This is a genomic window from Mucilaginibacter sp. RCC_168, from assembly GCF_041355315.1.
Lineage (GTDB): Bacteria > Bacteroidota > Bacteroidia > Sphingobacteriales > Sphingobacteriaceae > Mucilaginibacter.
Genome location: NZ_JBFUPN010000012.1, coordinates 128,552 through 154,799 on the forward strand (window position 1 = coordinate 128,552; position 26,248 = coordinate 154,799).

26 protein-coding genes are annotated in these 26,248 nt (G+C 42.8%); 5 read left to right on the plus strand and 21 right to left on the minus strand.

The features are described 5' to 3' along the window. Positions 1 to 70: 70 nt before the first annotated feature. From AB6735_RS13105 to AB6735_RS13115, 3 genes are all read right to left on the minus strand, one after another. Positions 71 to 235 (minus strand): hypothetical protein, encoded by a 165-nt coding sequence (locus AB6735_RS13105; RefSeq protein WP_370996298.1) that lies wholly within the window; start codon positions 233 to 235, stop codon positions 71 to 73. Positions 236 to 385: 150 nt separating this feature from the next. Continuing rightward, positions 386 to 1,288, minus strand: coding sequence for an NDP-sugar synthase (locus AB6735_RS13110; RefSeq protein ID WP_370996299.1), 903 nt, complete (start codon positions 1,286 to 1,288; stop codon positions 386 to 388). Positions 1,289 to 1,387: 99 nt separating this feature from the next. After that, entirely contained in the window at positions 1,388 to 2,503 is a 1,116-nt protein-coding gene (locus AB6735_RS13115; protein ID WP_370996300.1) for a M42 family metallopeptidase, read from the minus strand. 278 nt (positions 2,504 to 2,781) lie between these two features. On the opposite strand from AB6735_RS13115, the gene AB6735_RS13120 reads away from it, so the two are divergent. Further along, positions 2,782 to 3,648, plus strand: coding sequence for a DUF6340 family protein (locus AB6735_RS13120; RefSeq protein WP_370996301.1), 867 nt, complete (start codon positions 2,782 to 2,784; stop codon positions 3,646 to 3,648). On the opposite strand, the gene AB6735_RS13125 is transcribed toward AB6735_RS13120, so the two are convergent. Beyond that, on the minus strand, positions 3,638 to 4,123 hold the full coding sequence (locus AB6735_RS13125) for a GNAT family N-acetyltransferase (protein WP_370996302.1): 486 nt from the start codon (positions 4,121 to 4,123) through the stop codon (positions 3,638 to 3,640). The two genes, AB6735_RS13120 and AB6735_RS13125, sit on opposite strands and share 11 nt — an antisense overlap. Before the next feature lie 94 nt (positions 4,124 to 4,217). Between AB6735_RS13125 and pruA the strand changes: the two genes are divergently transcribed. After that, positions 4,218 to 5,855, plus strand: coding sequence for an L-glutamate gamma-semialdehyde dehydrogenase (pruA, locus tag AB6735_RS13130; RefSeq protein ID WP_370996303.1), 1,638 nt, complete (start codon positions 4,218 to 4,220; stop codon positions 5,853 to 5,855). 159 nt (positions 5,856 to 6,014) lie between these two features. Here the strand turns inward: pruA and can are convergent, their stop codons facing one another. The 5 genes from can to AB6735_RS13155 form a co-directional block, all read right to left on the minus strand. Further along, positions 6,015 to 6,677: a carbonate dehydratase gene (gene can, locus AB6735_RS13135; protein WP_370996304.1), complete on the minus strand. Its 663-nt coding sequence runs from the start codon at positions 6,675 to 6,677 to the stop codon at positions 6,015 to 6,017. A 25-nt stretch (positions 6,678 to 6,702) separates the two neighbouring features. Beyond that, positions 6,703 to 7,449, minus strand: a complete 747-nt coding sequence (locus AB6735_RS13140) for a YoaK family protein (protein ID WP_370996305.1) — start codon at positions 7,447 to 7,449, stop codon at positions 6,703 to 6,705. A gap of 335 nt (positions 7,450 to 7,784) precedes the next feature. Next, on the minus strand, positions 7,785 to 8,477 hold the full coding sequence (locus tag AB6735_RS13145) for a carbonic anhydrase (protein WP_370996306.1): 693 nt from the start codon (positions 8,475 to 8,477) through the stop codon (positions 7,785 to 7,787). Positions 8,478 to 8,484: 7 nt separating this feature from the next. Then, positions 8,485 to 10,089 carry a SulP family inorganic anion transporter gene (locus AB6735_RS13150; RefSeq protein WP_370996307.1) on the minus strand — a complete coding sequence of 535 codons (1,605 nt, stop codon included), beginning with the start codon at positions 10,087 to 10,089 and terminating at the stop codon, positions 8,485 to 8,487. Positions 10,090 to 10,230: 141 nt separating this feature from the next. Beyond that, positions 10,231 to 10,563 carry a hypothetical protein gene (locus AB6735_RS13155; protein WP_370996308.1) on the minus strand — a complete coding sequence of 111 codons (333 nt, stop codon included), beginning with the start codon at positions 10,561 to 10,563 and terminating at the stop codon, positions 10,231 to 10,233. Positions 10,564 to 11,171: 608 nt separating this feature from the next. Here AB6735_RS13155 and AB6735_RS13160 point away from each other — a divergent pair. Both AB6735_RS13160 and AB6735_RS13165 read left to right on the plus strand, forming a co-directional pair. Continuing rightward, a complete protein-coding gene (locus AB6735_RS13160; RefSeq protein WP_370996309.1) occupies positions 11,172 to 12,713 on the plus strand; it encodes an acyl-CoA carboxylase subunit beta in 1,542 nt (513 codons plus the stop codon). 229 nt (positions 12,714 to 12,942) lie between these two features. Next, positions 12,943 to 13,353: a VOC family protein gene (locus tag AB6735_RS13165; RefSeq protein ID WP_370996310.1), complete on the plus strand. Its 411-nt coding sequence runs from the start codon at positions 12,943 to 12,945 to the stop codon at positions 13,351 to 13,353. A gap of 138 nt (positions 13,354 to 13,491) precedes the next feature. On the opposite strand, the gene rpsJ is transcribed toward AB6735_RS13165, so the two are convergent. The 7 genes from rpsJ to AB6735_RS13200 all read right to left on the minus strand — a co-directional run bounded on the left by rpsJ (position 13,492) and on the right by AB6735_RS13200 (position 20,655). Then, positions 13,492 to 13,797 (minus strand): 30S ribosomal protein S10, encoded by a 306-nt coding sequence (rpsJ, locus tag AB6735_RS13170; RefSeq protein ID WP_022830652.1) that lies wholly within the window; start codon positions 13,795 to 13,797, stop codon positions 13,492 to 13,494. Positions 13,798 to 13,929: 132 nt separating this feature from the next. Beyond that, positions 13,930 to 16,041, minus strand: coding sequence for an elongation factor G (fusA, locus tag AB6735_RS13175; RefSeq protein WP_370996311.1), 2,112 nt, complete (start codon positions 16,039 to 16,041; stop codon positions 13,930 to 13,932). Between the two features lie 173 nt (positions 16,042 to 16,214). Next, on the minus strand, positions 16,215 to 16,682 hold the full coding sequence (gene rpsG, locus AB6735_RS13180) for a 30S ribosomal protein S7 (RefSeq protein WP_090462876.1): 468 nt from the start codon (positions 16,680 to 16,682) through the stop codon (positions 16,215 to 16,217). A gap of 19 nt (positions 16,683 to 16,701) precedes the next feature. Next, the gene (rpsL, locus tag AB6735_RS13185) at positions 16,702 to 17,115 is read right to left on the minus strand and encodes a 30S ribosomal protein S12 (RefSeq protein ID WP_002993550.1); all 414 of its coding nucleotides are present in this window, start codon (positions 17,113 to 17,115) and stop codon (positions 16,702 to 16,704) included. 155 nt (positions 17,116 to 17,270) lie between these two features. Further along, entirely contained in the window at positions 17,271 to 18,272 is a 1,002-nt protein-coding gene (locus AB6735_RS13190) for a hypothetical protein (RefSeq protein WP_370996312.1), read from the minus strand. 339 nt (positions 18,273 to 18,611) lie between these two features. Then, positions 18,612 to 19,340 carry a hypothetical protein gene (locus AB6735_RS13195; RefSeq protein ID WP_370996313.1) on the minus strand — a complete coding sequence of 243 codons (729 nt, stop codon included), beginning with the start codon at positions 19,338 to 19,340 and terminating at the stop codon, positions 18,612 to 18,614. Positions 19,341 to 19,377: 37 nt separating this feature from the next. Next, positions 19,378 to 20,655, minus strand: a complete 1,278-nt coding sequence (locus tag AB6735_RS13200) for a hypothetical protein (RefSeq protein WP_370996314.1) — start codon at positions 20,653 to 20,655, stop codon at positions 19,378 to 19,380. An 86-nt stretch (positions 20,656 to 20,741) separates the two neighbouring features. On the opposite strand from AB6735_RS13200, the gene AB6735_RS13205 reads away from it, so the two are divergent. Continuing rightward, the gene (locus tag AB6735_RS13205; RefSeq protein WP_370996315.1) at positions 20,742 to 21,947 is read left to right on the plus strand and encodes a family 16 glycoside hydrolase; all 1,206 of its coding nucleotides are present in this window, start codon (positions 20,742 to 20,744) and stop codon (positions 21,945 to 21,947) included. An 80-nt stretch (positions 21,948 to 22,027) separates the two neighbouring features. Here the strand turns inward: AB6735_RS13205 and AB6735_RS13210 are convergent, their stop codons facing one another. From AB6735_RS13210 to AB6735_RS13230, 5 genes are all read right to left on the minus strand, one after another. Further along, positions 22,028 to 22,210, minus strand: a complete 183-nt coding sequence (locus tag AB6735_RS13210; protein ID WP_370996316.1) for a hypothetical protein — start codon at positions 22,208 to 22,210, stop codon at positions 22,028 to 22,030. A 215-nt stretch (positions 22,211 to 22,425) separates the two neighbouring features. Next, positions 22,426 to 22,566 carry a hypothetical protein gene (locus AB6735_RS13215; protein WP_370996317.1) on the minus strand — a complete coding sequence of 47 codons (141 nt, stop codon included), beginning with the start codon at positions 22,564 to 22,566 and terminating at the stop codon, positions 22,426 to 22,428. A 208-nt stretch (positions 22,567 to 22,774) separates the two neighbouring features. Next, positions 22,775 to 23,170 (minus strand): RidA family protein, encoded by a 396-nt coding sequence (locus tag AB6735_RS13220; protein ID WP_370996318.1) that lies wholly within the window; start codon positions 23,168 to 23,170, stop codon positions 22,775 to 22,777. 217 nt (positions 23,171 to 23,387) lie between these two features. Next, positions 23,388 to 23,612: a cysteine-rich CWC family protein gene (locus AB6735_RS13225; RefSeq protein ID WP_370996319.1), complete on the minus strand. Its 225-nt coding sequence runs from the start codon at positions 23,610 to 23,612 to the stop codon at positions 23,388 to 23,390. A gap of 169 nt (positions 23,613 to 23,781) precedes the next feature. Then, positions 23,782 to 26,154: a ribonucleoside-diphosphate reductase subunit alpha gene (locus AB6735_RS13230; RefSeq protein WP_370996320.1), complete on the minus strand. Its 2,373-nt coding sequence runs from the start codon at positions 26,152 to 26,154 to the stop codon at positions 23,782 to 23,784. Positions 26,155 to 26,248: the final 94 nt, after the last annotated feature.

A 26,248-nucleotide genomic window follows, 5' to 3' on the forward strand; every position in this document is an offset into this window, starting at 1 on the left:
TAATAAAAAGCCCGGTCAGGATTTTCCTGAACCGGGCTTTTTTGTTAGGTTTTTAGCAAAACAAGCATAATTATCTGAGATTATTAATGGCGTTTTTGGCTGTATCTTGTTTCAGCTTCATAATGCTTGTAAGGGTTGCAAGGCTGCTATCTGCCATTCCGCCAGAAATTTTTCTTTGCTCATCTTTAGTCAGTTCTGTTAACTGTAATTTTTCATTAATTGTTTGGTTTTTCATTTTGTTAAGTTTTAAAAGTTAAAAAATGCTTATCCTTTTCGAAGGCACAATTAAAATAGTAAATTAAACGATAAGTATTGAAAAATTCTTTTAACACAAAACAAAAAATCCCGCACAATGACGGGATTTAAATATAGAAAGAGGACTAAATTAATCCCAAAGTTTTGAAGGATAGGTGCCGTTATTTACCAGTTCTGATATGCTTTTTTGTACAATAGGTTTATCTTCTTTATAAGTTACACCAAACCATTTGGAACCGGTTGGGATAACTTTGAATGAAGCTGTACCAGATTTGATCAGCTGATCGGCAACCAGGGGGATAAAGAATTCTGATTTTGGGTTATTTTCATTGGCGGCCACAAACTCTTTGAACATGTTTTCGCTTTGCGCGAATACAGCAGGAGTAAAGCCCCAAAAGTTCATAGATACGCGGGTATCGTTTGATAAGGCATGCTCACCGGTAGCATCTTTATAAGCTACGCTGCCATCTTCCTTAAAATAAACCTCGGTGCGTTCATTAATCTCCACCATATTACCTGCGTCATCAACCTTACAAACACCGCGCGATACCGAACCATAGTCAGACAGGGTTCTGTCAATCTGGTAACCGATCAGCGAGTAAGTGTCGTCTGCAACTTCGGTGGTTAAAAATTTGGCCATCTTTTCAAATGAGTCATAACCGTAAAAGTCATCCGCATTGATCACGCAAAAGGGCTCGTTGATCTGATTACGTGCGGCAAGCACCGCGTGAGCAGTACCCCACGGTTTGGCGCGTTCAATCGTTTTATCAATACCAAAAGGCGTTAAATCAAAACTTTGAAAGACATAATCAGTTTCGATACGGCCCTTAAGCTTCGGTTCAAAAATAGCTTTAAAATTATCGGCGAATTCTTCGCGGATAATAAAACTAACTTTGCCAAAACCCGCTTTGATAGCATCGTAAATGGAATAGTCGATAATTGTTTCTCCGTTGGGGCCAAAGCCATCAACTTGTTTCATGCTGCCATAGCGGCTGGCCATTCCCGCGGCCAAAATAAGAAGTGTTGGTTTCATAGATAGATATTGGGGTATTTTGGAATAACCAAATGCTTTTGCATAAAATTTTATAATGAAATGAATCTATTACCTAAATTGTTTTAAAAAAACGCGTAATTATTTGATATATCTGAAATCCTGACCGGCTTTGATATTTAATAATGACTCGTAAATAAGGCGTATCACGTTGTCTACGTCTTCTTTATGGATCATTTCAACAGTAGTATGCATGTACCGTAATGGTAAAGAGATCAACGCCGATGGCACGCCATCATTTGAATAAGCAAAGGCGTCTGTATCTGTACCAGTTGAGCGCGATGATGCCTGGCGCTGAAAAGGGATATTAGCTTTTTGGGCTGTTTCGATAAGCAGTTTGTTCAGGTTGTTTTGAACGGCGGGTGCGTATGATACTACCGGACCTTTACCGCAAGCCAGATCGCCCTGGGTTATCTTATTGATCATCGGCGTTTGCGTATCATGCGTAACATCAGTTACAATGGCCACGTTTGGCTTTATTTTGTGAGCGATCATCTCGGCGCCACGCAAGCCAATTTCTTCCTGTACCGCGTTTACTATATATAGTCCGAAAGGTAGTTTTACTTTGTTCTCTTTTAACAAACGGGCAACCTCGGCTATCATAAAACCACCAGCACGGTTATCCAGTGCGCGGCCAACATAATAGCGATCGTTCAGGATCATGAATTCATCCTCATAGGTAATTACACAACCTACATGGATGCCCAGCTTTTCTACTTCTTCTTTTGAAGTGCAGCCGCAATCAAGGAAAATGTTTTTTAAGGTTGGCGCCTCTTCCTTATCGCCACCCAGGCGGGTATGGATAGCCGGCCAGCCAAAAACCGCTTTAACCACACCTTTATCGGTATGTATGTTCACCCTTTTTGAAGGGGCTATCTGGTGGTCTGAACCGCCGTTACGGATCACATATATTAGGCCATCATTAGTGATATAATTTACAAACCATGAGATCTCGTCGGCATGGGCCTCAATAACTACTTTATAGTCGGCCTTGGGGTTGATGACACCTACCGCGGTACTATAATTATCTACATAATGGGTATCAATGTAAGGTTTCAGATAGTCGAGCCATAATTCCTGGCCTTTCCATTCAAAACCGGTAGGGGATGGGTTGTTTATATATTTTTCAAAAAATGAAAGAGAGGTTTCGTTTACAACAGGGGCATGCGTTGATGCATCTGATTTTTTTTTAGCCATATTTCTTTAGCAATCTATTAATGTGCAATAAGCAAATATAATAAAGTTGGTGTTAAAGCGATAAAATACCCTGTCATATTGGAAATAAAAGCACGTTTTTATTATTAATTTAATACTAATGTTACAGTATTAACGTTTTTTTTTGAAAAGTGTAAAATTTATGCCACTTGATTAGTTAGTTGTGATTAACTGTATGGTTTACATATAAAGCCATATTAATATTCATTTCAAATTCATTGTAGTTTCGTAAATTTACATCATCTATAATTACCCGCGCTGTGAAACTGTTTAAGTTAATTTGTATATTATTTATCGCCGGACTAACATCATGCAATGTTGTGCAATATGCTACCGTACCGGTTAGTTATGCCCCAAAGCTGGTATTCAGAACGGATACCGCACATATATTGGTTGTTAATAAACTTACTTTTGATTCAACCCGCATCAACAAGCGCAAGATCATAGCGCTTAAAGCCGCTGCCTATAGCGCGATAAAGGGGGCTGAAAAGGAATTGAAGCTGTTACCGGGCGTTAAAGTTTCCAACCTTATTGATTCTGTATCATTTGGCGCTAATAAAGATTCTGTAAAACATTTGGCAGCCAAATACAAGGCTAATTATGTTTTAACGCTTGATAGCTTTAATGCAGGCCTTGTGCTGGACAATGTACAGTACGATGGCAATGCCCAGATAGCTTATTACAGCACTAAGGCCAATGTAGCTTTTACTTTATATGAAAGTAATGGGATCTTTTTTAAAAAGCTTAAGGGCGTAGCTACCGAACCGCAGGACGGCAGGTTTGGATACTCCATTGATGGCGCAGCCCGAAACGCGGCGCTTGATGCATTGAAGGATTATTTACCTTATACCATTACCAATTACCGGCCGCTTTATAATCAGAATGACCTGCTGGCTTCATCGGTAAAACAAATATTGGCGGGCCGGTTTGATCTTGCCTTTAAAATACTTAACCCGCTTATTGATGGTGCCGATGCCAAATTAGCCAGCAGGGCCGCTTATAACCTGGCCGTAGTTTATGAGGCGCAGGGCGATATAGACGAGGCGCTTGCCCTGGCTAAACTATCCAATCAGAAACAGCAAAATAATTATGCCACTACGTTGATTGCCGCGTTGATCAAAGAGTAAGGTCTTTTTCGAGGATCTCGTAATCAAAACCCTGGCGGGTAAACAGTTGCCCGGTATGCTGAAACCCCGCGTTGATGTAAAAGCTGATGGCCGTTACCCTGGCATTGCACCATAAGCGTTTCGCGCCATTGGTGCGGGCAAAATCTGTAATGTATGCCAGCATTTGGGTACCAATGCCTTTGCCTTGCACCGATCCATCAACCGCGAACTTGCGGAACTGGTAATCATCACCTTTGGCAAAAAGGGATATCACACCTACCACATTATTGTCCAGAAAAGCGGCAAAATGCAGACCATGATTATCCTCTTCCATTTCCATTTCATACAGCTTTTGCTCGGGATAAAGCACCTGCCGGCGTAGGCGCCAGGTGAGCTCAGGACGTATTTGTTCTATGTGGATCATAGATGCAAAAGTAATATTGATATTAATAGTACGGTTGATTTTGACGTAAGGTATCCAGTTTAATTTTCTCAAACGTTTGTGTTGTATCTATAGCATTTTTGACATTGCCTCAATTCACCCTTCCCTCCAAAATCCGTATCTTTGCGGCAACATAAATAACCCATCTATGCTTAAAGGATTTTTTAATGTTCCGCCGCCGCAGAACGAGCCTGTTTTAAACTATGGCCCGCGCAGTTTGGAACGTGTAGCGCTTAAAGCCGCGTTAGAGGCTGCCCGCGCTCAACAATTGGATATACCTATGTACATCGGCGACAAAGAAGTACGTACGGGCACTAAGCTCGAGATCCGTCCGCCGCATGATCATAAACATTTACTGGCCACTTTTTCTGAAGGTGATGCCAGTCACGTAACCGCTGCTATTGATGCTGCCCTGGCTGCCAAAGCCGATTGGGAAAATTTACCCTGGGAGCAGCGCGCCGCCATATTTTTAAAAGCTGCCGAACTGATTGCCGGTCCGTACCGTGCCGAAATTAACGCGGCAACTATGCTGGGCCAGTCGAAAAACGCCTACCAGGCCGAGATCGATTCTGCCTGTGAACTGATCGATTTTCTGCGTTTTAACGTAGAATACATGACCGAGATCTACAAACAACAACCCCCTGTATCAGGCAAAGGTGTTTGGAACCGTGTGGAACAACGCCCGCTGGAAGGTTTTGTGTTTGCCTTAACGCCATTTAACTTTACGGCCATCGCGGGTAACCTGCCTTCATCAGCAGCCATGATGGGTAATGTAGTGGTTTGGAAACCTGCCTATACCCAGATATATGCCGCCAACGTGATCATGAAGGTGTTTAAAGAAGCCGGTGTACCTGCCGGTGTTATTAATTTGATTTATGTTGATGGTCCGGTTGCAGGCGAGGTGATATTTAACCATCCCGATTTTGCCGGTATCCACTTTACCGGATCAACCAAAGTATTCCAGAATATCTGGCAAACTATTGGCACCAACATTCATAAATATAAAACCTACCCGCGTATTGTAGGCGAAACCGGTGGTAAGGATTTTGTGCTGGCCCATCCAAGTGCCAATGCCGATGTGGTAAGTACCGCTTTGGTTCGTGGTGCTTTTGAATACCAGGGACAAAAATGTTCTGCCGCTTCCAGAGCTTATATCCCGGCCTCGTTATGGCCAGCGGTAAAAGCCAATGTACAGCGCGATATCGCATCCTTTAAAATGGGTCCGGTGGAAGATTTTGAAAATTTTGTTAACGCCGTGATCACCGAAGTATCGTTTGATAAACTGGCTAAATACATTGATGAAGCTAAAGCCGATAAAAGTGTTGAAGTGGTTGCCGGTGGTAACTATGATAAAACCGTTGGCTGGTTTGTAGAACCAACCGTATTAAAAGTAGATGATCCGTACTATGTAACCATGTGCGAGGAGCTGTTTGGTCCCGTATTGACCATTTACGTGTACGAGGACGCCAAATTTGATGAAGTACTTAACATTGTAGATAAAACATCTATCTACGCGCTTACAGGCTCTATCATATCGCAGGATAGATATGCTATTGCCGAGGCTACTTACCGTTTACGCAATGCTGCCGGTAACTTCTATATTAACGACAAACCCACAGGGGCCGTTGTTGGTCAGCAGCCATTTGGCGGAGCTCGTGGATCTGGTACAAACGACAAGGCAGGATCTATGATCAACCTGCTGCGCTGGGTATCGCCACGCACCATCAAAGAAACCTTTGATCCACCAAAGGATTACAGGTACCCGTTTTTAGAAAAAGAAGTTTAGCCCCCCCAACCCCCTGAAGGGGGAGCTTTTGAATAGCATGATTAAATAATAAAGCCTTGGTTCTCAAAAGAACCAAGGCTTTATTATTTTAAATTATCTGCACATCTGAAATTTGCACATCTGCACATCAAAAAGCTCCTCCTTTAGGGGGCTGGGGGGTTATTTAAACCTAAACACATCCTCCATATTATCGTTGTTATAGGTACTCACGTTCATGTCGCCAATTTTGCCGGTGCTCAGGCTGTAAACCCAGCCGTGTACGCCCAGTTCCTGCCCATTTTTCCAGGCATTTTGCACAATGGTGGTTTTGCATAGGTTATATACGTTCTCGATCACGTTAAACTCCACCAGGCGGTTACCGCGTTCGATATCATCAGTAATGGCATCAAGCTCCTCTGCATGCAGGCGGTATACATCTTTAATGTGGCGCAGCCAGTTATCAATAAGTCCGAAGGCTTTGTTGCTCATGGCGGCAAGCACACCGCCACAACCGTAATGACCGGTTACAATCACATGCTTTACTTTTAAAACGTTCACGGCATAATCCAGCACGCTCAACATGTTCATATCGGAGTGGATAACCATGTTAGCGATATTGCGGTGTACAAATATTTCGCCGGGTGCAGTATTGGTGATCTGGTTGGCCGGCACGCGGCTGTCGGCGCAGCCTATCCACAACACAGGTGGATTTTGGCCGTTAGCCAGCTTGTTAAAAAAATCCGGATCGGAGTCTAACGCGTTTGTAATAAACTGTTTGTTACCTTCCAGCAAGCCTTCGTAGGTAATATGGCTGGTGTCATGAGTGTTTGTTTTTGCGCACATAGGTATAAATGTTGAGTGTAATGATCTAAACCGGTCTGCTTTTGTTGGTCCGGAATATCCGGCTTATTTTATGCAGTGCCACCGGCGAAAGATCGTAATATAAAATGGTAAGCAAAATTAGCGGAATGAAATAAAATATAGCAAAATCATACAAATTAAAAAAGAAGCCGCCCATGATGCCGCCAAAAAAGTAGAAGCCCAGTACGGTAAGTCGTACGTAGATCTTGTTACGGATGGTTTCGGTTTTGGCCGTATTGGGATGAAGCCATTCAGATACATCGCCGCCCAGATCGGTAAACAGACCGGTTAAGTGAGTGGATTTGATGAGCCCGCCCGATATGGTAGATACCAGGCTGTTTTGTAAACCCATGCAAAAAATAATCACCCCGATCACTACTTCGCGCTCGGTTTGGGTTTCTCGGTAAAAGTTATGACCATAAATAGCAACGAACAACAGCAGTATGATCTCGATAACGATAGGGATGGAGTGCGCCCGATAGCGGCTCTTATGCTCCAATGAGTGTACAATGAAGTTGGATAGAAAAGCCCCGGCGAAAAACATGAGCAGCCAGATAATAAATACCACAATTTCGCCCCAATTCTGTTCAACCACATGTTTGGCCAGGTTGGCCACATGCCCGGTGATATTGGAGGTAAAAGCCAGAAAAGCGATCATACCAGCCACATTGGTCACACCCGATACAAAAGCGGTTGACGACGCCAGCAATAAATTCTGTTTTAAAGTACGTGTTTCTTTTGATTGCCTCAGCATAAAATTCCCTTGCTTGGTGCTCAGGATAAAAATAGGATAAAAATAATGAGGATTGGGTATGAATTTATAGAAAGCCTTACGGAAAGAGTAAGAGATTGTGCGATTCCCCTCTTGAGAGGGGTGGAGGGGTGTGTTTATTACAACGAGAATAACACACCCCTGCTACCGCGCATTTCAACCCGCTCCCTCTCAAGAGGGGAGCTTTATCATCAATGTGAATTCTTATGCCCCAAAAAAGAACCCCGGCCACTTCCATGAACCGGGGCAAACCAAACATAAACCTCTCCCTTAGCAGGTAGCGGGGAGAATTCTTGAAGGCTTAAGGGCAGCAGCCTTTATGAATGTTGAGCAACAGCATCTGCGTTGTCGAACTCATACACATAACCCAGGTTATGCGGACTGCTGCTGGAGACTTTAAGATCCTTGATCAGGCCGGAGCTCAGATCAATCACCCAGCCATGAACTTCCAGATCGCTGCGTTCCATCCAGGCATTTTGTATAATAGTGGTTTTGCAAACATTATAAACCTGCTCGCTCACGTTAAGTTCAACCAGGCGATTGGTACGTTCCTGCTGATCTTCAATGGCATCCAGTTCTTTGGCATGCAAGCGGTATACATCCTTAATATGACGTAACCAGTTGTCAATAACACCAAACTGTTTGTTACTCATAGCGGCTGCAACACCACCGCAGCCATAATGGCCGGCTACAATTACGTGTTTTACTTTAAGCACATTTACGGCGTAATCCAATACGCTCAGCATATTCATATCAGAGTGTACCACTACGTTGGCAATGTTGCGGTGTACAAATACTTCACCAGGCCTGGTGCCTGTTACTTCATTGGCAGGTACGCGGCTGTCGGCGCAGCCTATCCATAATACTTCCGGACTTTGGCCTTTGGCCAGTTTTTTAAAATAGTCTGAGTCTTCCTGTAGCTTCAGGTCAACCCATTGGCTGTTGCCGCGTATCAGGGCGTTATAACTGTCATTGTTAACCAGGTGTAAATTATTATTTATTGAGGTCATGATTTTCTTAGTTAGGGTTATACATTAATTCTTTTAAAGGAGGTATATCATACTTCTCCTTTACTTCATGTAGTTGCACAACTATACCTTTAGTGTAGGCATTGTGCTTGTAATTGTGGATAATCTCGATCACATCCGGGTCTATAAACCTGGAGTTGGAACCATCGATGATCACATCTGTGCCTTTAGGTAAGCTGGTTAGCGTTATCTGTATGGCAGCTTTATTTAAAAAGGATACTTCCTCGGCGAGCTTTATCCTGATCACTTTTTTATCACCATTACGATCGATCTGGTAAAAGTAGGGGTTGCGCAAATTGGTACGCAGGATATAAAATATACCAACCAGCATACCAATGCCCACACCTTTCAGCAGGTCGGTTAATACAACCGCCACTATAGTAACCACAAATGGTATAAACTGGCTCAGGCCTAAATGCCACATGTGCTTAAACAGGCTGATGCGGGTTAGTTTATAACCAGTCATGAGGAGTATAGCTGCCAGGCACGATAGCGGGATGAGGTTGATAAGGAAGGGGATGCAAAGCAGTGATACCAGCAGGAGCAAACCATGGGTTATGCTGCTCATTTTGGTACGGGCACCTGCATTTACGTTAGCAGATGAACGTACAATTACGGCAGTCATGGGCAAGCCACCTAATAAGCCACTGGTGATGTTGCCAATTCCCTGGGCAACCAGCTCGCGGTTGGTGGGTGAAATACGCTTTATCGGGTCAATCTTATCAACGGCTTCAAGACTAAGCAGGGTTTCTAAGCTGGCTACTACGGCTATGGTAAAAGCTGTTATCCAAACTTCTTTGTTGCCAATAGCGCTGAAATTTGGCGATTTGAACAAACCAAAAAATTCGGCACTGCTGTTTACAATAGGTATATGTACAAATTGTTTATCCAACAAGGCAAAACCGCTACCCGCAAATGCCGTGCTCAGACCAATACCGGCTAAAACAACCAGCAGCGGGGCTGGTATAATAGCCAGTTTCTTGAATTTGGGCCAATAGATGAGCAGCGCTAACGAAACAACAGTAATAATAACAGCACCATAATTGATACGGGCTACCGCTCGCAGTATACCTGAAAAAGTATTGTGCTCGTCGGTCTGACTAAAGCGTTCATCACCCTCAAAGTCGGCGTCATAGCCAACAGCATGTGGAAACTGCTTCATGATCAGGATAATACCTATGGCCGCAAGCATGCCCTCAATTACCGATGAGGGGAAATAATTGGCTATAGTACCTGCTTTTAATATCCCCAGCAACATCTGGAAAACACCGGCCAGCACAATGGCTAACAAAAAGGTTTCGTACGAGCCAAGGTTGGTTATAGCATTTAATACAATAACGGTTAAACCGGCAGCAGGACCGGCCACGCTCAATTGCGAACCACTTAATGTACCTACTACAATGCCGCCAATAATACCCGTTAATACCCCGGCAAACAAAGGCGCGCCCGATGCCAGCGCTATGCCCAAACATAAAGGCAGCGCTACCAGGAATACAACGATACTCGACGGAATATCCTTCTTTAAGTTTTTGGGTAAGAAATATTTTTTCAGGTTGAGATTGCCCACAGCAAAGCCACCTTGCTTATCTTGCATAAGATCGATAATTTGAATGAAAGTATCGTCCCGATATATGATCAGGATGATAAATCATCATCGTTAATAAATTATTTTGATAAAATTTTAAATGAATTGTAAAGCGTTAGCATCCGGATAGGGAAGTATCCGGTTAATCATTTAAACGTTGGGAGGGGGTGTGGGGACAATAGGGTGATATACCTGTTTGTACAAATGATCTTCCTGGTTATGGAGTATATTAGTTTCTGCAACAAATGTAATATGAGCTATACTGTGCAGATAATATTCATCAAAGGCTTTTTTCTCCTTAAATGCATCCTTATCCGGATTTTCTTTTTCAGTTTTGGATTCCTGTTCAAGCTGCAATATCACTGCTCTCACGGTTTTGGTATCAAGATATAAAAACGCAGGCGCAAGTGATATGGCCATCTTTATCATAAAGACACCCATAAACATTACTACTATCAGCGTTTTGAAATTCCTGATCTTCATTATTACAAATATATAAAAATACAGCTGTTAAAACGTGGGGAATATAGTTTTAGTCTAATCTTACAATTTAATTACTATTTAATCTCATATAAACGGTGAAACTCTCATGTAATAATCTTCCACGAGCTACTGTGTTTACACATCTTTTTGATAAACCCCCAGAGGGGTTTAATGTCGGTAGAAATAGAATCAAAAGAAGTTTACGTGCCATAGGTACGTCACTATTGAACTTTGCAGGTCAAATAATGCGCATCAAGAAACGTGAACCAGGTTAGTTGAGTACCTACAGCACTAAAGAGGTTGAATTTTATTATTTCTACTTACATTTTGCTCCTCTGGAGCAGCTTTTTTAACTATTAGTGCATTGAAAAGATGTGTATACACAGTAGCTCTTGAGAGAGGGCAGGGTGAGGCTTATTTTATCAATTTAATTACTATTTTTAACCTATTGGATCGTGAATCAAGATATTAGAATTAAGAGTCAGGACAATAATAAAATAGCTTCCATGTAGATAAGATTGCTTATCTGAAATGTTGGTATGAGTAGCTATTGTTTTTGTCTTAATTTTTGACTCTCACCTCTTGATTCTTTTTAATCAACCTGAATTGTGAATAAAAAGCTCGGATTATTAAGGGATAAGCGCCAAAAAGCGTTTGAAGGCGGCGGCGCGTTACGTATTGAAAGTCAGCATAAAAAAGGAAAGCTTACAGCTCGGGAGCGCCTGCATTTTTTGATGGATGAAGGCTCTTTCCAGGAGATCGGGATGTTGGTTGCACACCGCTCTACCGATTTTGGAATGGAGAAAGAAAAATATCCGGGCGACGGCGTAGTGACCGGCTACGGTACTATAAATGGGCGATTGGTTTATGTTTTTTCGCAGGATTTTACCGTTTTCGGCGGGTCATTGTCTGAAACACATGCCGAAAAGATTTGTAAGATCATGGATCTCGCTATCAAAAACGGGGCGCCGGTGATAGGACTTAATGATTCTGGTGGTGCGCGGATACAGGAAGGGGTAGTGTCCCTGGGTGGTTATGCCGATATCTTTTACCGCAATACTATGGCATCGGGTGTAATACCGCAAATATCGGCTATTATGGGTCCCTGTGCAGGTGGCGCTGTGTATTCGCCTGCTATAACCGACTTTATTTTGATGGTAGAGAATACCTCCTATATGTTTGTGACCGGGCCAAACGTGGTAAAAACGGTTACTCATGAGGTGGTGACCTCCGAAGAACTGGGCGGGGCAACTACTCATGCCACCAAATCGGGCGTTACCCACTTTGCCTGCGCCAATGAAATTGCCGCTATTCAAAATATAAAAGCTTTGCTAAGCTATATGCCACAAAATTGTGAGGACAAGGCTCCGGCATTACCATACGAAACCAGCAACGAGCTCCGACCGGAGTTGAACACCCTGCTGCCCGAAAATGCCTCTACTCCTTATGATATCAGGGAGATCATTGATCATGTAATTGATCAGGGCTCATTCCTTGAAGTACATAAGGATTTTGCCGAAAATATTGTAGTGGGTTTTGCCAGGCTTGCCGGCAGAAGTATAGGCATTGTGGCTAATCAGCCGGCTTTTCTGGCCGGCGTGCTGGATATACACTCCTCTATCAAAGCGGCGCGCTTTGTTCGTTTTTGCGATAGCTTTAATATACCGTTGCTGGTATTTGAGGATGTGCCCGGGTTTTTACCAGGTACGGATCAGGAGTGGAACGCCATTATCACCAATGGTGCTAAATTGCTGTATGCCTTTTGCGAGGCCACCGTACCGCGTATCACCGTGATCACCCGTAAAGCCTACGGCGGCGCTTACGATGTAATGAACTCCAAACACATAGGCGCCGATATGAATTTTGCGTGGCCATCGGCAGAGATAGCTGTGATGGGCGCCAAGGGAGCCGCCGAAATTATTTTTAAACGGGAGATCAGTACTGCCGAAGACAAAGAGGCCAAGTGGCGGGAGATGGAGCAACTATACTCAGATACCTTTGCCAACCCGTACCGGGCTGCTGAACGTGGGTTTATTGACGAGGTGATAGAACCTGCCGAAACCCGCTTTAAGCTGATACAGGCCTTTAAAATGCTGGAGAATAAGGTAGTAAACAATCCCCGAAAAAAGCACGGGAATATGCCGTTGTAGAAATTTCGGAATTGGGATATTCGATTGAAGATTTTTTGAATTTTTACTTGCCGATAAACTACCCGCGAAGTAAAAAAGACATGGGAGACATAAGTGCCTGTAAGGTATACCCTGTTCAGTTGTCCTTATTTACCCTTAATTTGTCGTTTTTGCCCCTCATCGGGTTGGGTTAATGCCTGTATGTTTGTATCAGACATTTAAACAAATAAACATCTAATATTAAAACATTATGGCAACTCAAATTTTTGTAAACCTACCGGTTAAAGATCTTAACAAATCTATCGAATTTTTTACCAGCCTTGGTTATTCTTTCAATCCTCAGTTCACCAATGAGCAAGGTGCATCACTGGTTATCAGCGATAACATATTTTTTATGCTGCTAACCGAGCCTTTCTTTAAATCATTTATTAAAAAAGATATTGCTGATGCTACCAAAGTAGCCGAAACTATTAATTGTATTTCGTTGGATAGCCGGGAAGCCGTTGATGAGATGGTGCGGAAGGCCGTAGCTGGCGGTGCAACAGTCCCTAACGAAAAGCAGGATTATGGCTGGATGTACGGTCACGGTTTCCAGGATCTTGACGGCCACTTATGGGAGTTTGCCTATATGGATATGAGCGCTATTCCGCAGCAAATGTAATGTAATTAACTTTTACAGCCCGCGCGTCATTGCAATGACGTAATGGGTGAGTAAACGTTTCATAACAAAAAAACACCATCCGGTTTCGGATGGTGTTTTTTTATGTTATCCCACACCTTTCAGTGGGCCGGTCGTCTATCAAACTTTGATCTCAACTTCAACACCGCTTGGCAATTCAAGCTTCATCAGGGCATCTACAGTTTTTGAATTAGAGCTGTAAATGTCTAATAAGCGCTTGTATGAGCATAATTGAAATTGCTCACGTGCTTTTTTGTTTACGTGTGGTGAACGTAATACGGTGAAAATTTTCTTTTCGGTTGGTAACGGAAGTGGTCCGCTAACTACAGCGCCAGTTGGCTTTACTGTTTTTACGATCTTCTCGGCAGATTTATCTACCAGGTTGTAATCGTAAGATTTTAATTTGATCCTGATTCTTTGGCTCATGTTGTTTTTGATTTTAATTACCCTAAGAGCTATTTATTAGAGCAATTGTTGATTTATTGTATTAATGAATTATTGAATCAGTTTTTTGTGTTTTAATTCACTAAATCACTAATTCAATAATTCAAAATTAATTTACGCGTTTGCAGCAGCTTTTTTGCCTTTTGCTTTGGCTACTACTTCGTCCTGTACGTTACGTGGCGCTTCAGCATAGTGATCAAACTCCATGGTTGAAGTAGCACGGCCTGAAGTAATGGTACGTAACTGGGTTACATAACCAAACATCTCAGAAAGTGGTACAGTAGCTTTAATAACCTGTGCACCTGCACGTGAATCCATACCCAAAAGCTGGCCACGACGACGGTTCATGTCACCGATAACATCACCCATGTTTTCTTCAGGGGTTAAGATCTCGATCTTCATGATCGGCTCCAGCAATACTGGTTTACATTTTGGCAATGCCTCACGGTAAGCCATTTTAGCAGCTAACTCAAATGATAAAGCATCTGAATCGACAGCGTGGAATGAACCATCAATTAAGCGAACTTTTAAGCTGGTTAATGGATAGCCGGCTAATACACCGTTTACCATTGAAGCTTCGAAGCCTTTTTGAACAGATGGGATAAACTCACGAGGGATTGAACCACCGCTGATTTCGTTCACAAACTGTAAACCTTCTTTACCTTCGTCATTTGGAGAAAGGATAACCTGTATATCGGCAAATTTACCACGACCACCGGTTTGTTTCTTATATGTTTCGCGGTGTTGGATAGTACCTGTGATAGATTCTTTGTAAGCAACTTGCGGAGCACCCTGGTTAACCTCTACTTTAAACTCACGTTTTAAGCGGTCCATGATGATATCCAAGTGAAGCTCGCCCATACCTGAAATTACAGTTTGGCCGGTTTCTTCGTCAGAGTTTACACGGAAGGTTGGATCCTCTTCGGCTAATTTACCAAGGGCCATACCTAATTTATCTACGTCGGCCTGTGTTTTAGGCTCAATAGCTAAACCGATAACCGGCTCAGGGAAGTTCATTGACTCCAGAATGATCGGGTGTTTCTCGTCACAAAGGGTATCGCCAGTTTTGATATCCTTAAAGCCTACTACCGCAGCAATATCACCTGCACCTACGTTAGGGATAGGGTTTTGCTTGTTAGCGTGCATTTGGAATATACGGCTGATACGCTCTTTGTTGTCAGAACGCATGTTATGTACATATGAACCGGCTTCCAGGTTACCAGAGTAAACACGGATAAAGCACAAACGACCTACAAACGGGTCAGTCGCGATTTTAAATGCTAAAGCTGCAAATGGCTCTTTAACATCTGGTTTACGTAATACTTCTTCGCCAGTATCAGGGTTTGTACCGATGATACCTTCAACGTCCATTGGTGAAGGCAATAGTTCCATCACGTAATCAAGCATGGTTTGTACACCTTTGTTTTTGAAAGATGAACCGCAAACCATAGGAACAATCTTAGCATCTAAAACTGCCTTACGTAAAGCGTCAAGCACTTCGCGTTCGGTGATAGTTTCAGGAGCGTCAAAGAATTTTTCCATCAGGCTTTCATCATACTCAGCTACTGATTCCAATAATTTCTCTCTCCACTCAGTTGCTTCCTCGATCATATCCTCCGGAATAGGCACTTCAGTAAAGGTCATACCTTTATCATGCTCATTCCAAACAATACCTCTCCAGTTAATTAAGTCAACCACACCTTTAAAATGCTCTTCAGCACCAATCGGCAATTGCAATGGAACGGCGTTGCTGCCTAACATGCTTTTAACCTGTTTAACAACGTTTAAGAAGTCGGCACCAGAACGGTCCATCTTATTAACGAAACCGATACGGGCAACGTTATAGTTGTTAGCAAGCCTCCAGTTAGTTTCAGATTGTGGCTCAACACCATCAACCGCGCTAAAAAGGAAAACCAAACCATCTAATACACGCAGGGAGCGGTTTACCTCAACGGTAAAATCCACGTGTCCCGGAGTATCAATGATGTTCATGTGATAGTTGTGGCCCCTGTATTTCCAGTTTACGGTTGTAGCTGCAGAAGTGATAGTGATACCACGTTCCTGCTCCTGTGCCATCCAGTCCATAGTTGCGGCACCTTCGTGCACTTCACCAATTTTGTGGCTAACACCGGCGTAATAAAGGATACGTTCGGTTGTGGTGGTTTTACCGGCATCAATGTGGGCGGCAATACCTATGTTTCTTGTATATCTTAGATCTCTTGACATGTTAATTATTGAGTTATTGAATTAGTGAATTAGTGAGTGAAAATTACTTTTTAAGATTTCAAGTCACTGATTCTGTTATTCAGTAAATTTTGTTTAAGGAATTGCGAATTTGTGAATTACCGATTAGCATAATGTTATGTAATCAATAATTCACTAATTCACTAATTCAATAATTAAAACCTAAAGTGTGAGAACGCTTTGTTGGCTTCAGCCATTTTATGCGTATCTTCTTTTTTCTTCACTGCTGCACCTTCACCTTTAGCTGCTGAGATGATCTCGCCGGCTAATTTCTCCATCATGGTTTTTTCACCACGACGACGGGCATAGCTGATCAACCATTTCATACCCAAAGCTATTTTACGCTCCGGACGAACCTCTGTAGGTACCTGGAAGTTAGCACCACCTACACGGCGGCTTTTTACTTCAACAGCAGGCATTACATTGTTTAAAGCCTTTTTCCAGGTCTCTAAACCGTTTTCGCTGGTTTTTTTCTCAACAATATCAACTGCGTTGTAGAATATAGAGTACGCGGTAGATTTTTTACCATCATACATCATGTTATTTACAAACCTTGTTACCAGGGTATCATTGAACCTTGGATCAGGAAGGATAATTCTCTTTTTTGGTTTTGACTTTCTCATTGCTATCTATCCTCCTTAATTATTTCTTTTTACCTTTTGCAGGGGCTGCAGCAGCTTGTCCTGGTTTAGGGCGTTTAGTACCATATTTAGAACGACGTTGGTTACGACCGGCTACACCTGATGTATCTAACGCGCCACGGATGATGTGGTAACGTACACCTGGTAAATCCTTAACACGACCACCGCGGATCAACACGATGGAGTGCTCCTGTAAGTTGTGACCTTCACCAGGGATGTAAGCATTTACTTCTTTTCCGTTGGTTAAGCGCACACGGGCAACTTTACGCATTGCTGAGTTTGGTTTCTTAGGGGTAGTGGTATACACACGGGTGCATACGCCTCTTCGCTGTGGACAGCTGTCCAACGCTGGTGACTTACTCTTGTCAACCAGAGCTACTCTACCTTTTCTAACTAATTGCTGAATAGTAGGCATTTTTCCTTTTTTGTATTTACAGTTTTATCCTTATTTTAAGGACTGCAAAAGTACGGACTTATTTTTTGATTTTCAAGTGGTTGCGCAAAAAAGTTTTTGTAATAGGTTGATGCCCCAATTTATAGGCGGGTTTTATGGAGGGATAGAAGGTTAAATTATTTATTACCAGTGTGCTGTGGTAAGTGAATAGGAATCATTAAAATATTGCCCTGGCTATTAAAAAGACTGTTGTTTTCTTTGATCAGCTCATCATAATTAAGGGCCGGTTTTTTCAGGTCGCGCTTATAAAATCCCTGTATCCGGTTGGAGCTATAATACAAGGTTTTTCCATCAGCCGAAACATAAGGTGATGAATTACCATCGCCATTATTAACCGCCGGCCCTAACTTTTGCGCCTGGCCCCAATTGTTGTTTTGTTTAAAACTGATGTAGATATCGTTACCACTTAAAAAAACAAGATAGCTTTCATCTGGGGCGATAAAAGGATCTTGTATCTCGCTCACGCCGGGGATAATAAGCTGCCGGGGTTTATCATAATGACTGCCCAGCCATGCGGCGTAAAAACTTTGCATACCAGTAAGCTCTTTACGGCGCGAGCAATAAAAAAGCGTACCCCTGGCACTTACCGATGGGGCATAATTGCTGATGCCGGTTAAGTTAATAACTGAATCGAGTTGTTGTGGTGTATCCCAGGCATCCCCCGTCAGATGATCAGCATACCAGATATGCTCGGCTTGCTGTGATTTATCCTGAGGCTTACCTTTTGGCGGACGGTTAGAAATAAAAAAGATCTTTTTCCCATCGGGTGTTACAAAAGGGTCGGTATCCCTGAACTTACCCGAAAATGAGGCAACCTTTGGTTTCATCCATTGCCCGTTCTGCCGTTTCGAAAAAACGATGGTCCAGTAAATGCTTCCCTGGCTCGAGTAAACAGTCTGTCCATCGGGTGTAAAAGATGTTGACCATTCTGAATAAGGTGTGGATATCATGCCGGGCGCAAAAACCTGGGGCATGATGCCCGTATCTATGATGTTAGTTTGCCCATAACCGAAAGAGCATGTAACACACAAAGCAATCAGGAGCAGATTGCAGATGACATGGATTAGAGGGAAAGTGCCGGTAATAGAGACGCCTTTTACAGGTAACGTTCTTTTCATAAAAATAGATTGCTATTATAAAGCTTGCTATTATTTTTTTATAAAAGAATCTTTTTCAATACATGGGTAGTTGTTTTTAATAGAGAGGGTTTATTATTCAATAGCTTGGGATATTACTTTGCAGATTGATCACCCAGCACTACCTTATCACTATTACCCAATTTTACATTCTTTAAGCCTGTGGTCGGTGTTATCACCGCACCACGTTATGGTTACTTACAAGAACTTTTTTAAGTTGATAATAGTGGTGCGGTGATAACACCGACCATAAGCTGAATGGATTGATGGAGTAAGGTGTTGGGTGCGGGAGCCGGATTTTTAAACGAAATTATTTACTAATTAAGCTGTTGGAGGCGGAGGAAATAACTCAACAGTAATGTTACTGGGGCCACTGCCATAATACATTTCGCCCCGGAAAAATATGACGGGCGCAAAATCAAAATAACCATTGAACAGCGCGTTATGTACTTTACATTCATCAGGCCCCAAATATGGTGTATGCAGGCCCTTAACATAAAGCAAGCTTGTTCTGATCGGAACAAAACTGTAATCTACAAATTGCGCCTCGATTTCCCTTTGTAAATAATTAAAATCGGTTCCAAATTCCATGTATGGCGATTCAGTGATTACATTAATGGCACGGTAACCGTAAGCTAATTCATCTGCCTTTTCTTTTATAACGGTTTCATCGACGCCGTATATAGTAAAGTAGGGGGCAATTAAGCTAACGGAAAACCGGATCATTTTTATCCTCAGCAATGCATCATCCTGGTAGCGTTCGAGGATGAGCTCACCGCTAAAAGATACATCATGCAAATAGCTACAGTTGTGTATCTTGCTTTTTGATCCGCTTCGCAGTTTTTTTAGAAAATCAGCCCATGGCTTGTTGAATTTTTTATTTTGGGTAGCATTCTCCTCCATAATAGCCATGATTTTTTTCATCCCAGGATGCGCATTATATTCGGGAGAATCAGGCATTACTCCAATAGGGTAATACTGTTTGATAGCTTCACCTATTTCTGCATATAATTTTTTATTACGATTATCTAAAGGAAAATAGCGGATCATATTACATTAATTCATAATTTATAACTAAAACAGAATATCACCTCCCAAACTTATCGTCCAGTACTAATTTATCCCGATTGCCCAGTTTTACATTCTTTATTTCGCCTGAACCTTCAAAGGCTATACAGATACCCGCGATTTGGGTAATGGTTTGGGTGATAGGCTTTGTAAAGATGAGCTTGCTGTTTAAATACACGCTTAATTTCATATCCCTTACCTCGCATTTGAGTTTTTGAAAATTGCTGAAATCGCAGCCAAAGGCACTCAGGTCATGGTCTTTGCCCGATATCCAGTCAGACGAGGTATATATATTAAGGTCCGAAATACAGCCTTTATCGGCCAGGGGGATAATGATGGCATTCTGCTTACCTAAAATATACAGGATCATTTTCCGGCAGGATGATTCATCCATTCCCGAGGTATTACGTAGGGTGGTCTCGAATGTAAAATCACCGCCATCCAGGCCGTCAAACTCACGTACATTATAAAAACTGAGCCATTGGCCATTAAATACCGGCGATGATAATTTTAAGGCCAGTGTTTTACTATCGAGGCCCATACCTCCGGGTCGATGGATGTCCTTATCATCCAGGTAAACCGGATTATTATTTCTGCCGATGATGCCTGTCCATCCGCGTGTTTTAATAAATACCGGGTTCTCTTTTTTTATCCGGCCGTTGGCAATCAGTTTTGCTGTAAAATAGCCCGGATAATAATAGATAGAGGTATGCTGCCGGCCGCTGGTAGCCAGTCTTTCTACCCGCGATGGATCCCAGGTTTGCTGCAGGGTTACGCTATCAATGTTTAGGGCCGATGCGTCATAATCAAAAACTACAGAATTAGGCAGACCATCGGTCACTTTCCGGCTGGAAAATTTAACCGGCCCGTTAAGGTTGGGTTTTACAACTTTTGGCGGAGCTAAATTGCGGGCGGCCAATATGCCTAATACCACAACAACCAATGCCATGCCCATTGACACAATAATATAGCCTTTTTGTTTAATGCCTGTTTGGGATACCGGCGGGGTGCAGATCTTTTTTTCAGCTGTTGTATTTTTTTTATAGATACGCCAATCTTCAGCTCCGGCAAAGCGCGCCATGGTATTTAATGTAGCTATGGTGGGCGAGCTGTTGTATTTAACCCGTCCCCAGATGCGCTTGAGGGTAGTGATACTTAGCAGGGTACCGGTTTTCTGAAATATAAGCTCGCCCAGTTTTTCAAAATCATGATCGTTCCATGACGAGCTTTCGCCCCAATCCAGCGATCTCTCGACCGTTTTGCACCAGGTATTGATATATGGGGCCTCTTCCTGCATGGTTTATGACCGTGAACGTGATTGAATGTACTTGAATATGGGTTTACGCCGATACAATTTCACCTTTAGCTAAAATATTCATAAAGATGAAAAATAAACTTAACCAACACAAAATTAAACCATTAATTACAAGTATGCTATGCCTGTTTCTGCTTACTACCGCGGGTATGGCTCAGGTAAAAAACGGCAAGGGCAAAGCCATATCCATTCCCTTTGAAGCAAGCCGTTGGGATACTACTAAACAGCACGCGGAATTTTTAACCTACAAAAATGTAAAAGCTATGAAAATAGTGCGGGGTAAAAACGGTAGCAACCAGGTGATATTAAAAGATTTTAGTTTTACCAATGGTACTATTGAATTTGATACGCAGCCTGTTGATGGCAGCCGACCATCGTTCATGAGCGTATATTTCAGGCAGCAAAGTCCCGGCGAAAGCGAAATTGTTTATTTGCGTACCCGGCCCGATGAAAGCCAGCAGCGTAATGATGGTATCCAGTACGCCCCAATACTACATGGCATCAATATGTGGGATATATATGGTCAGTTCCAGGCATCCGCACCTATCCATAACAACGACTGGAACCATTTTAAACTGGTAATATCGGGCCCGCAGATGAAGGTGTACCTGAATAATATGGAACGCCCGGTACTGCAAATTCCGCGCCTGGAAGGGGAAAGCCATGCCGGAACTATCGCCTTCGACGGGCCTGCTTATTTTGCCAATCTCACCATGAAACCTAATGAAACGGAAGGATTGTCACCTGAGGAAGGTGTCGACTTGACTAATCATGATATCAATTATATCCGCCGCTGGGATGTATCGGTCCCTCAATTCCTGGAAAACGGGCGGGAGCTCATTATTAAAGATCTGCCAACAGATACCACTAAATGGAAACCTATACTGGCCGAACGGAGGGGACTGATCAACCTTACGCGCGTGTTTGGTGGGGTGGAGAACCGCTATGGCGGCGTGCAGGATAAAAACAGGTATGTATGGCTTAAAACCACCATACACTCCAGCAAAGAACAAATTGCCAGAATTCAATTGGGTTTTAGCGACGAAGTGTATGTGTTTATTAACCGTGGATTGCTTTATGTAGATAAAAACCAGTACCCGCAACCCATTCGTAAATATCCCGATGGCCGGTTAGATATTGCCAATTCCGCCTTTGATGTCCCGCTTAAAGCCGGCGATAATGAATTGATCATTGGGGTATCCAACTATTTTTATGGCTGGGGTATTGTGGCACGCATGCAAAATATGGATGGTATTACGGTTTTGCAGCAGTAATCAGGAACAAAAAAAGAGCGGTAACACTCACGCACCGCTCTTTCATCATTTATCAAAACTAACTCAATTAGCACTTTTTATTAATAACCATGTGTGCTGTCATGGTAATGATCTCCACGGTTATAACCATTATTATAACCGTTATTGTGGTACCTGTCATGATGGTACCTGCGGTTTCCGTATCCTTCACGTACCATACAACCCGAGGTTACTGATACTATCGCTGTTAGTAACAGCATATATGCAAACAAATTCTTTTTCATGGTGATAACTATTAATGTGGCCGTCTAACTAACAGGCTTTGTATAGGTTTGACTGGATTAAATTGAAAAGGATTAACAGGTAAGGGTTCACGGTTGGAAAGGAATGGTATTGATATGACATATGCAATCAACAGGTAGTAACAAAAAAAGAGCGGAACACTCACGCACCGCTCTTTCATCATTTATCAAAACTAACTCACTCAAACACTACTCAATTAATAACCACGGTAATGGTTATAATAGCCATTATGATATCTGTGATGATATCCATATCCTCCTTCACGTACTACGCAACCCGAGGTTACTGATACTATCGCTGTTAATGCTAACATATATGCAAAGAATCTCTTTTTCATGACGATCACATTTAAAGTTTTGTGCATCTTATTAAAGATGTATAACTATATGACTGGATAAAAATGAAAAGGATTAATGGGGGCGATAATGTAGGCTGCTTAAATGAAGAGCGTTAATTCACCTTAACTTTTTGGGAGAATTTCAAATCAGTTTTTTGATCAGCATATGAAAGGCGTATGCGAACTTGTGCAGCTCCCGATGTTTTGGTCAATCAATGATCGCGATGGCGTCAACTTCGATCAGGTAGCCAGGGGACAGCGCTGCTACGCCGAGCACCACATCTGCTGGTTTGTGATCTCCAAACAGCGCTATCCGGGCCTTTTCAATAATCGGCAAGCATTCGTCGCGTTTGTAATTGACGACGTAGATTGTGATCCTGGTGACCTGTGCAGGTTGTGCACCGGCAGCAGCAAGTGCCCGGCCGAGATTGTCAAACACCTGGCGCGCCTGAGTACCAAGATCACCGGGCCCAACGAGCTTGCCATTTATGTCTTCGGGTTCCTGACCCGAGACGAATACCATCTTGCTTCCCGTTGCAACGACGACCTGGGTGTATGTTTGTGGAGTTGGGAGATCTTTGGGATTAATGCACTCAAGCGTCATGGATTGGGTTTCTTGTTATGGTTAAATTATTGCACTTCAACAAAGGTATTCCAGGTTTATTACAATTCCAATTTTTATTAAAAAGGGTTTTTCAGGCTGCTTTTCTGTAGTTTTCTACATACAATTCGCCTCTTTTTATTAAAGAGAACAAATAGCTTTAACAGCTGACCCTTAAGTCAGGATTTATTTCAATAGCAATCGATCCGGAAAAATAGCGCTATATCAGACCCATACTCACCCTATATTCCTGCTGAATGATGAGCAGGCAGCTGGCACACAGGCATCCGTCATATAGTTCGCTTACGTACTGTACTTCGTTGAGGCTGAGCTGCACGGTACTGCACTGGCATTTGCTGAATGAGTTGGCTTTACATTCAAAAGGGGCCCCGCAGCGTTCACAACGGATGATCTCGTGTTTGGTCATTTGTTTTTTGGAGTCCATAGTCGGGAAGTCCGCGTAAGTCCGGAAGTATTAAGCAAAGGTCAGTAAGTTATACAAGATATAAAAATCCGGCTGATCATTATAATGTAAAAGACCGGAAGCCATCACTCCCGGTCTTTTTTATCTTTCGGACTTCCTGACTTATGCGGACTTCCGGACTAAACTAAACTTATGCAGAGCAGGTTACACAACCTTCTTCCATTGAGCAGCTTGGGCCTTCTGGTACATTGTCGGCCAGTTGTTCAACCACTTCTGGTATTACAGGCTCCATGTTTGAACCGCCCTGGTTTTCAACGGTGAATTTAACCGCTTGTGATGCAGCTTGTGTACGCAGGTAGTACATACCGGTTTTTAAACCTTTTTTCCATGCGTAGAAGTGCATTGAAGTTAATTTCGACGCGTTTGGCGAGTTGATGAACAGGTTTAATGATTGCGACTGGCAAACATAAGCACCCCTGTCGGCAGCCATATCAATGATATTACGCATCTTGATCTCCCAAACGGTTTTGTACAGTTCTTTGATATCGGCAGGTATTTCGGCAATGTCCTGGATAGATCCGTTGGCGCTGATGATCTTATCTTTCATTGCCGGGCTCCATAAACCAAGGTTAACCAGGTCGCGCAGCAGGTATTTGTTCACTACAATAAACTCACCACTTAATACACGACGGGTGTAAATGTTTGAGGTATATGGCTCAAAGCACTCGTTGTTACCTAATATTTGTGAGGTTGACGCGGTTGGCATTGGCGCAACTAATAAAGAGTTACGTACACCATTTTTCATCACATCCTTGCGCAGGGTTTTCCAATCCCAACGGGTACTGGCAGGTTCTACGTTCCACAGGTCAAACTGGAATTTACCTTTTGACAGTGGTGAACCCTTGAAAGTTTCATACGGACCTTCGGCAATGGCCAGGTCTTTTGAAGCCGTCATAGCCGCGAAGTAAATAGTTTCAAAGATCTCTTTGTTCAACTGTTTGGCTTCGTCGCTTTCAAACGGCATGCGTAGTTGTATAAAGGTATCAGCCAAACCCTGTACACCTAAACCAATAGGGCGGTGACGCAGGTTTGAGTATTCTGCTTCGGCAACAGGGTAGTAGTTACCGTCAATAATACGGTTCAGGTTCAAAGTAGCCTGGTAAGTTACTTCGTACAGTTTTTGATGATCAAACTCGCCATTGATAATATAACGTGGCAATGCTAATGAAGCCAGGTTACAAACGGCTATCTCATTGGCATCGGTATATTCCATAATTTCGGTACACAAGTTTGAGCTTTTGATAGTACCTAAATTTTGCTGGTTCGATTTTGAGTTGGCGGCATCCTTGTATAATAAGTAAGGTGTACCGGTTTCAACCTGGGCATCCAATACGGCAAACCACAATTCCTGTGCTTTGATCACTTTACGGGCACGGCCTTCTTTTTCGTATTGAGTGTAAAGAGCAACAAACTCGTCACCAAAGCAATCGGCTAAGCCTGGTGCTTCGTGCGGGCAGAATAAGCTCCAGTCTTCGTTGGCTTCTACACGCTGCATAAACAGGTCAGATACCCAAAGGGCATAGAACAAGTCGCGGGCACGCATCTCTTCCTTACCGTGGTTTTTACGCAGGTCAAGAAATTCAAATATATCGGCATGCCAAGGCTCCAGATAAATAGCGAAGGCGCCTTTACGTTTGCCACCACCCTGATCAACATAACGGGCAGTATCGTTAAATACACGCAGCATAGGGATGATACCATTGCTGGTACCGTTGGTGCCGCTGATGTAGGAGCCTGTAGCCCTTACATTGTGGATGCTTAAACCGATACCACCGGCGCTTTGCGAAATTTTGGCCGTTTGTTTTAAAGTATCATATATACCGTCAATGCTGTCATCTTTCATGGTTAACAAGAAGCATGACGACATTTGCGGTTTTGGTGTACCCGCGTTGAACAGCGTAGGAGTAGCGTGGGTAAACCAGCGCTCGCTCATTAAATGGTAGGTTTTAATAGCGCTTTCAATATCAGCTTTGTGGATACCAACCGAAACACGCATAAACAGGTGCTGCGGACGCTCGGCTATTTTACCGTTGATTTTTAACAGGTATGATTTCTCCAGGGTTTTAAAACCGAAGTAATCAAAACCAAAGTCGCGGTCATAAATGATGGTGCTGTCAAGCAGTTCAGCGTTGGCTTCAATTACTTCCCAAACATCATCAGCTATAAGTGACGCGTCCTTACCGGTTTTGGGATCGATATATTCATGCAGTAAACGCATGGTTTCAGAGAACGACTTGATGGTGTTTTTATGCAGGTTGGATACCGCTATACGCGATGCCAGCAAAGCATAATCAGGGTGTTTGGTGGTTAACGATGCTGCCGTTTCTGCAGCAAGGTTATCCAGCTCAGACGTAGTAACCCCGTCAAACAAACCTTCAATTACTTTTTTGGCCACATCAATGGGGTCAACCAGGTTAAACCCATAGCACAGTTTTTCTATACGTGCTGTGATCTTGTCGAATTTTACCGACTCTTTTCTACCGTCTCTTTTTACTACAAGCATGTTTTCGAGTATTTAGAAGCTGATATCAGGTAGCAAGCCCTATACCAACTTGTGTATATAGTGTGTTAATTAATTTTAGTATATAGTGGTTATT

What these genes read in the sequence shown, in the direction of transcription:
- rpsG (WP_090462876.1), bottom strand. Translation starts at nt 16,682, where the DNA reads ATGAGAAAGTCAAAACCAAAAAAGAGAATTATCCTTCCTGATCCAAGG.
- AB6735_RS13150 (WP_370996307.1), bottom strand. Translation starts at nt 10,089, where the DNA reads ATGCAAGATAAGCAAGGTGGCTTTGCTGTGGGCAATCTCAACCTGAAA.
- AB6735_RS13200 (WP_370996314.1), bottom strand. Translation starts at nt 20,655, where the DNA reads ATGCAGGAAGAGGCCCCATATATCAATACCTGGTGCAAAACGGTCGAG.
- AB6735_RS13110 (WP_370996299.1), bottom strand. Translation starts at nt 1,288, where the DNA reads ATGAAACCAACACTTCTTATTTTGGCCGCGGGAATGGCCAGCCGCTAT.
- AB6735_RS13220 (WP_370996318.1), bottom strand. Translation starts at nt 23,170, where the DNA reads ATGACGCTTGAGTGCATTAATCCCAAAGATCTCCCAACTCCACAAACA.
- rpsL (WP_002993550.1), bottom strand. Translation starts at nt 17,115, where the DNA reads ATGCCTACTATTCAGCAATTAGTTAGAAAAGGTAGAGTAGCTCTGGTT.
- AB6735_RS13230 (WP_370996320.1), bottom strand. Translation starts at nt 26,154, where the DNA reads ATGCTTGTAGTAAAAAGAGACGGTAGAAAAGAGTCGGTAAAATTCGAC.
- AB6735_RS13140 (WP_370996305.1), bottom strand. Translation starts at nt 7,449, where the DNA reads ATGCTGAGGCAATCAAAAGAAACACGTACTTTAAAACAGAATTTATTG.
- AB6735_RS13145 (WP_370996306.1), bottom strand. Translation starts at nt 8,477, where the DNA reads ATGACCTCAATAAATAATAATTTACACCTGGTTAACAATGACAGTTAT.
- AB6735_RS13115 (WP_370996300.1), bottom strand. Translation starts at nt 2,503, where the DNA reads ATGGCTAAAAAAAAATCAGATGCATCAACGCATGCCCCTGTTGTAAAC.
- AB6735_RS13105 (WP_370996298.1), bottom strand. Translation starts at nt 235, where the DNA reads ATGAAAAACCAAACAATTAATGAAAAATTACAGTTAACAGAACTGACT.
- AB6735_RS13210 (WP_370996316.1), bottom strand. Translation starts at nt 22,210, where the DNA reads ATGAAAAAGAATTTGTTTGCATATATGCTGTTACTAACAGCGATAGTA.
- rpsJ (WP_022830652.1), bottom strand. Translation starts at nt 13,797, where the DNA reads ATGAGCCAAAGAATCAGGATCAAATTAAAATCTTACGATTACAACCTG.
- AB6735_RS13195 (WP_370996313.1), bottom strand. Translation starts at nt 19,340, where the DNA reads ATGATCCGCTATTTTCCTTTAGATAATCGTAATAAAAAATTATATGCA.
- pruA (WP_370996303.1), top strand. Translation starts at nt 4,218, where the DNA reads ATGCTTAAAGGATTTTTTAATGTTCCGCCGCCGCAGAACGAGCCTGTT.
- fusA (WP_370996311.1), bottom strand. Translation starts at nt 16,041, where the DNA reads ATGTCAAGAGATCTAAGATATACAAGAAACATAGGTATTGCCGCCCAC.
- AB6735_RS13225 (WP_370996319.1), bottom strand. Translation starts at nt 23,612, where the DNA reads ATGGACTCCAAAAAACAAATGACCAAACACGAGATCATCCGTTGTGAA.
- AB6735_RS13205 (WP_370996315.1), top strand. Translation starts at nt 20,742, where the DNA reads ATGAAAAATAAACTTAACCAACACAAAATTAAACCATTAATTACAAGT.
- AB6735_RS13165 (WP_370996310.1), top strand. Translation starts at nt 12,943, where the DNA reads ATGGCAACTCAAATTTTTGTAAACCTACCGGTTAAAGATCTTAACAAA.
- AB6735_RS13155 (WP_370996308.1), bottom strand. Translation starts at nt 10,563, where the DNA reads ATGAAGATCAGGAATTTCAAAACGCTGATAGTAGTAATGTTTATGGGT.
- AB6735_RS13190 (WP_370996312.1), bottom strand. Translation starts at nt 18,272, where the DNA reads ATGAAAAGAACGTTACCTGTAAAAGGCGTCTCTATTACCGGCACTTTC.
- AB6735_RS13215 (WP_370996317.1), bottom strand. Translation starts at nt 22,566, where the DNA reads ATGAAAAAGAGATTCTTTGCATATATGTTAGCATTAACAGCGATAGTA.
- can (WP_370996304.1), bottom strand. Translation starts at nt 6,677, where the DNA reads ATGTGCGCAAAAACAAACACTCATGACACCAGCCATATTACCTACGAA.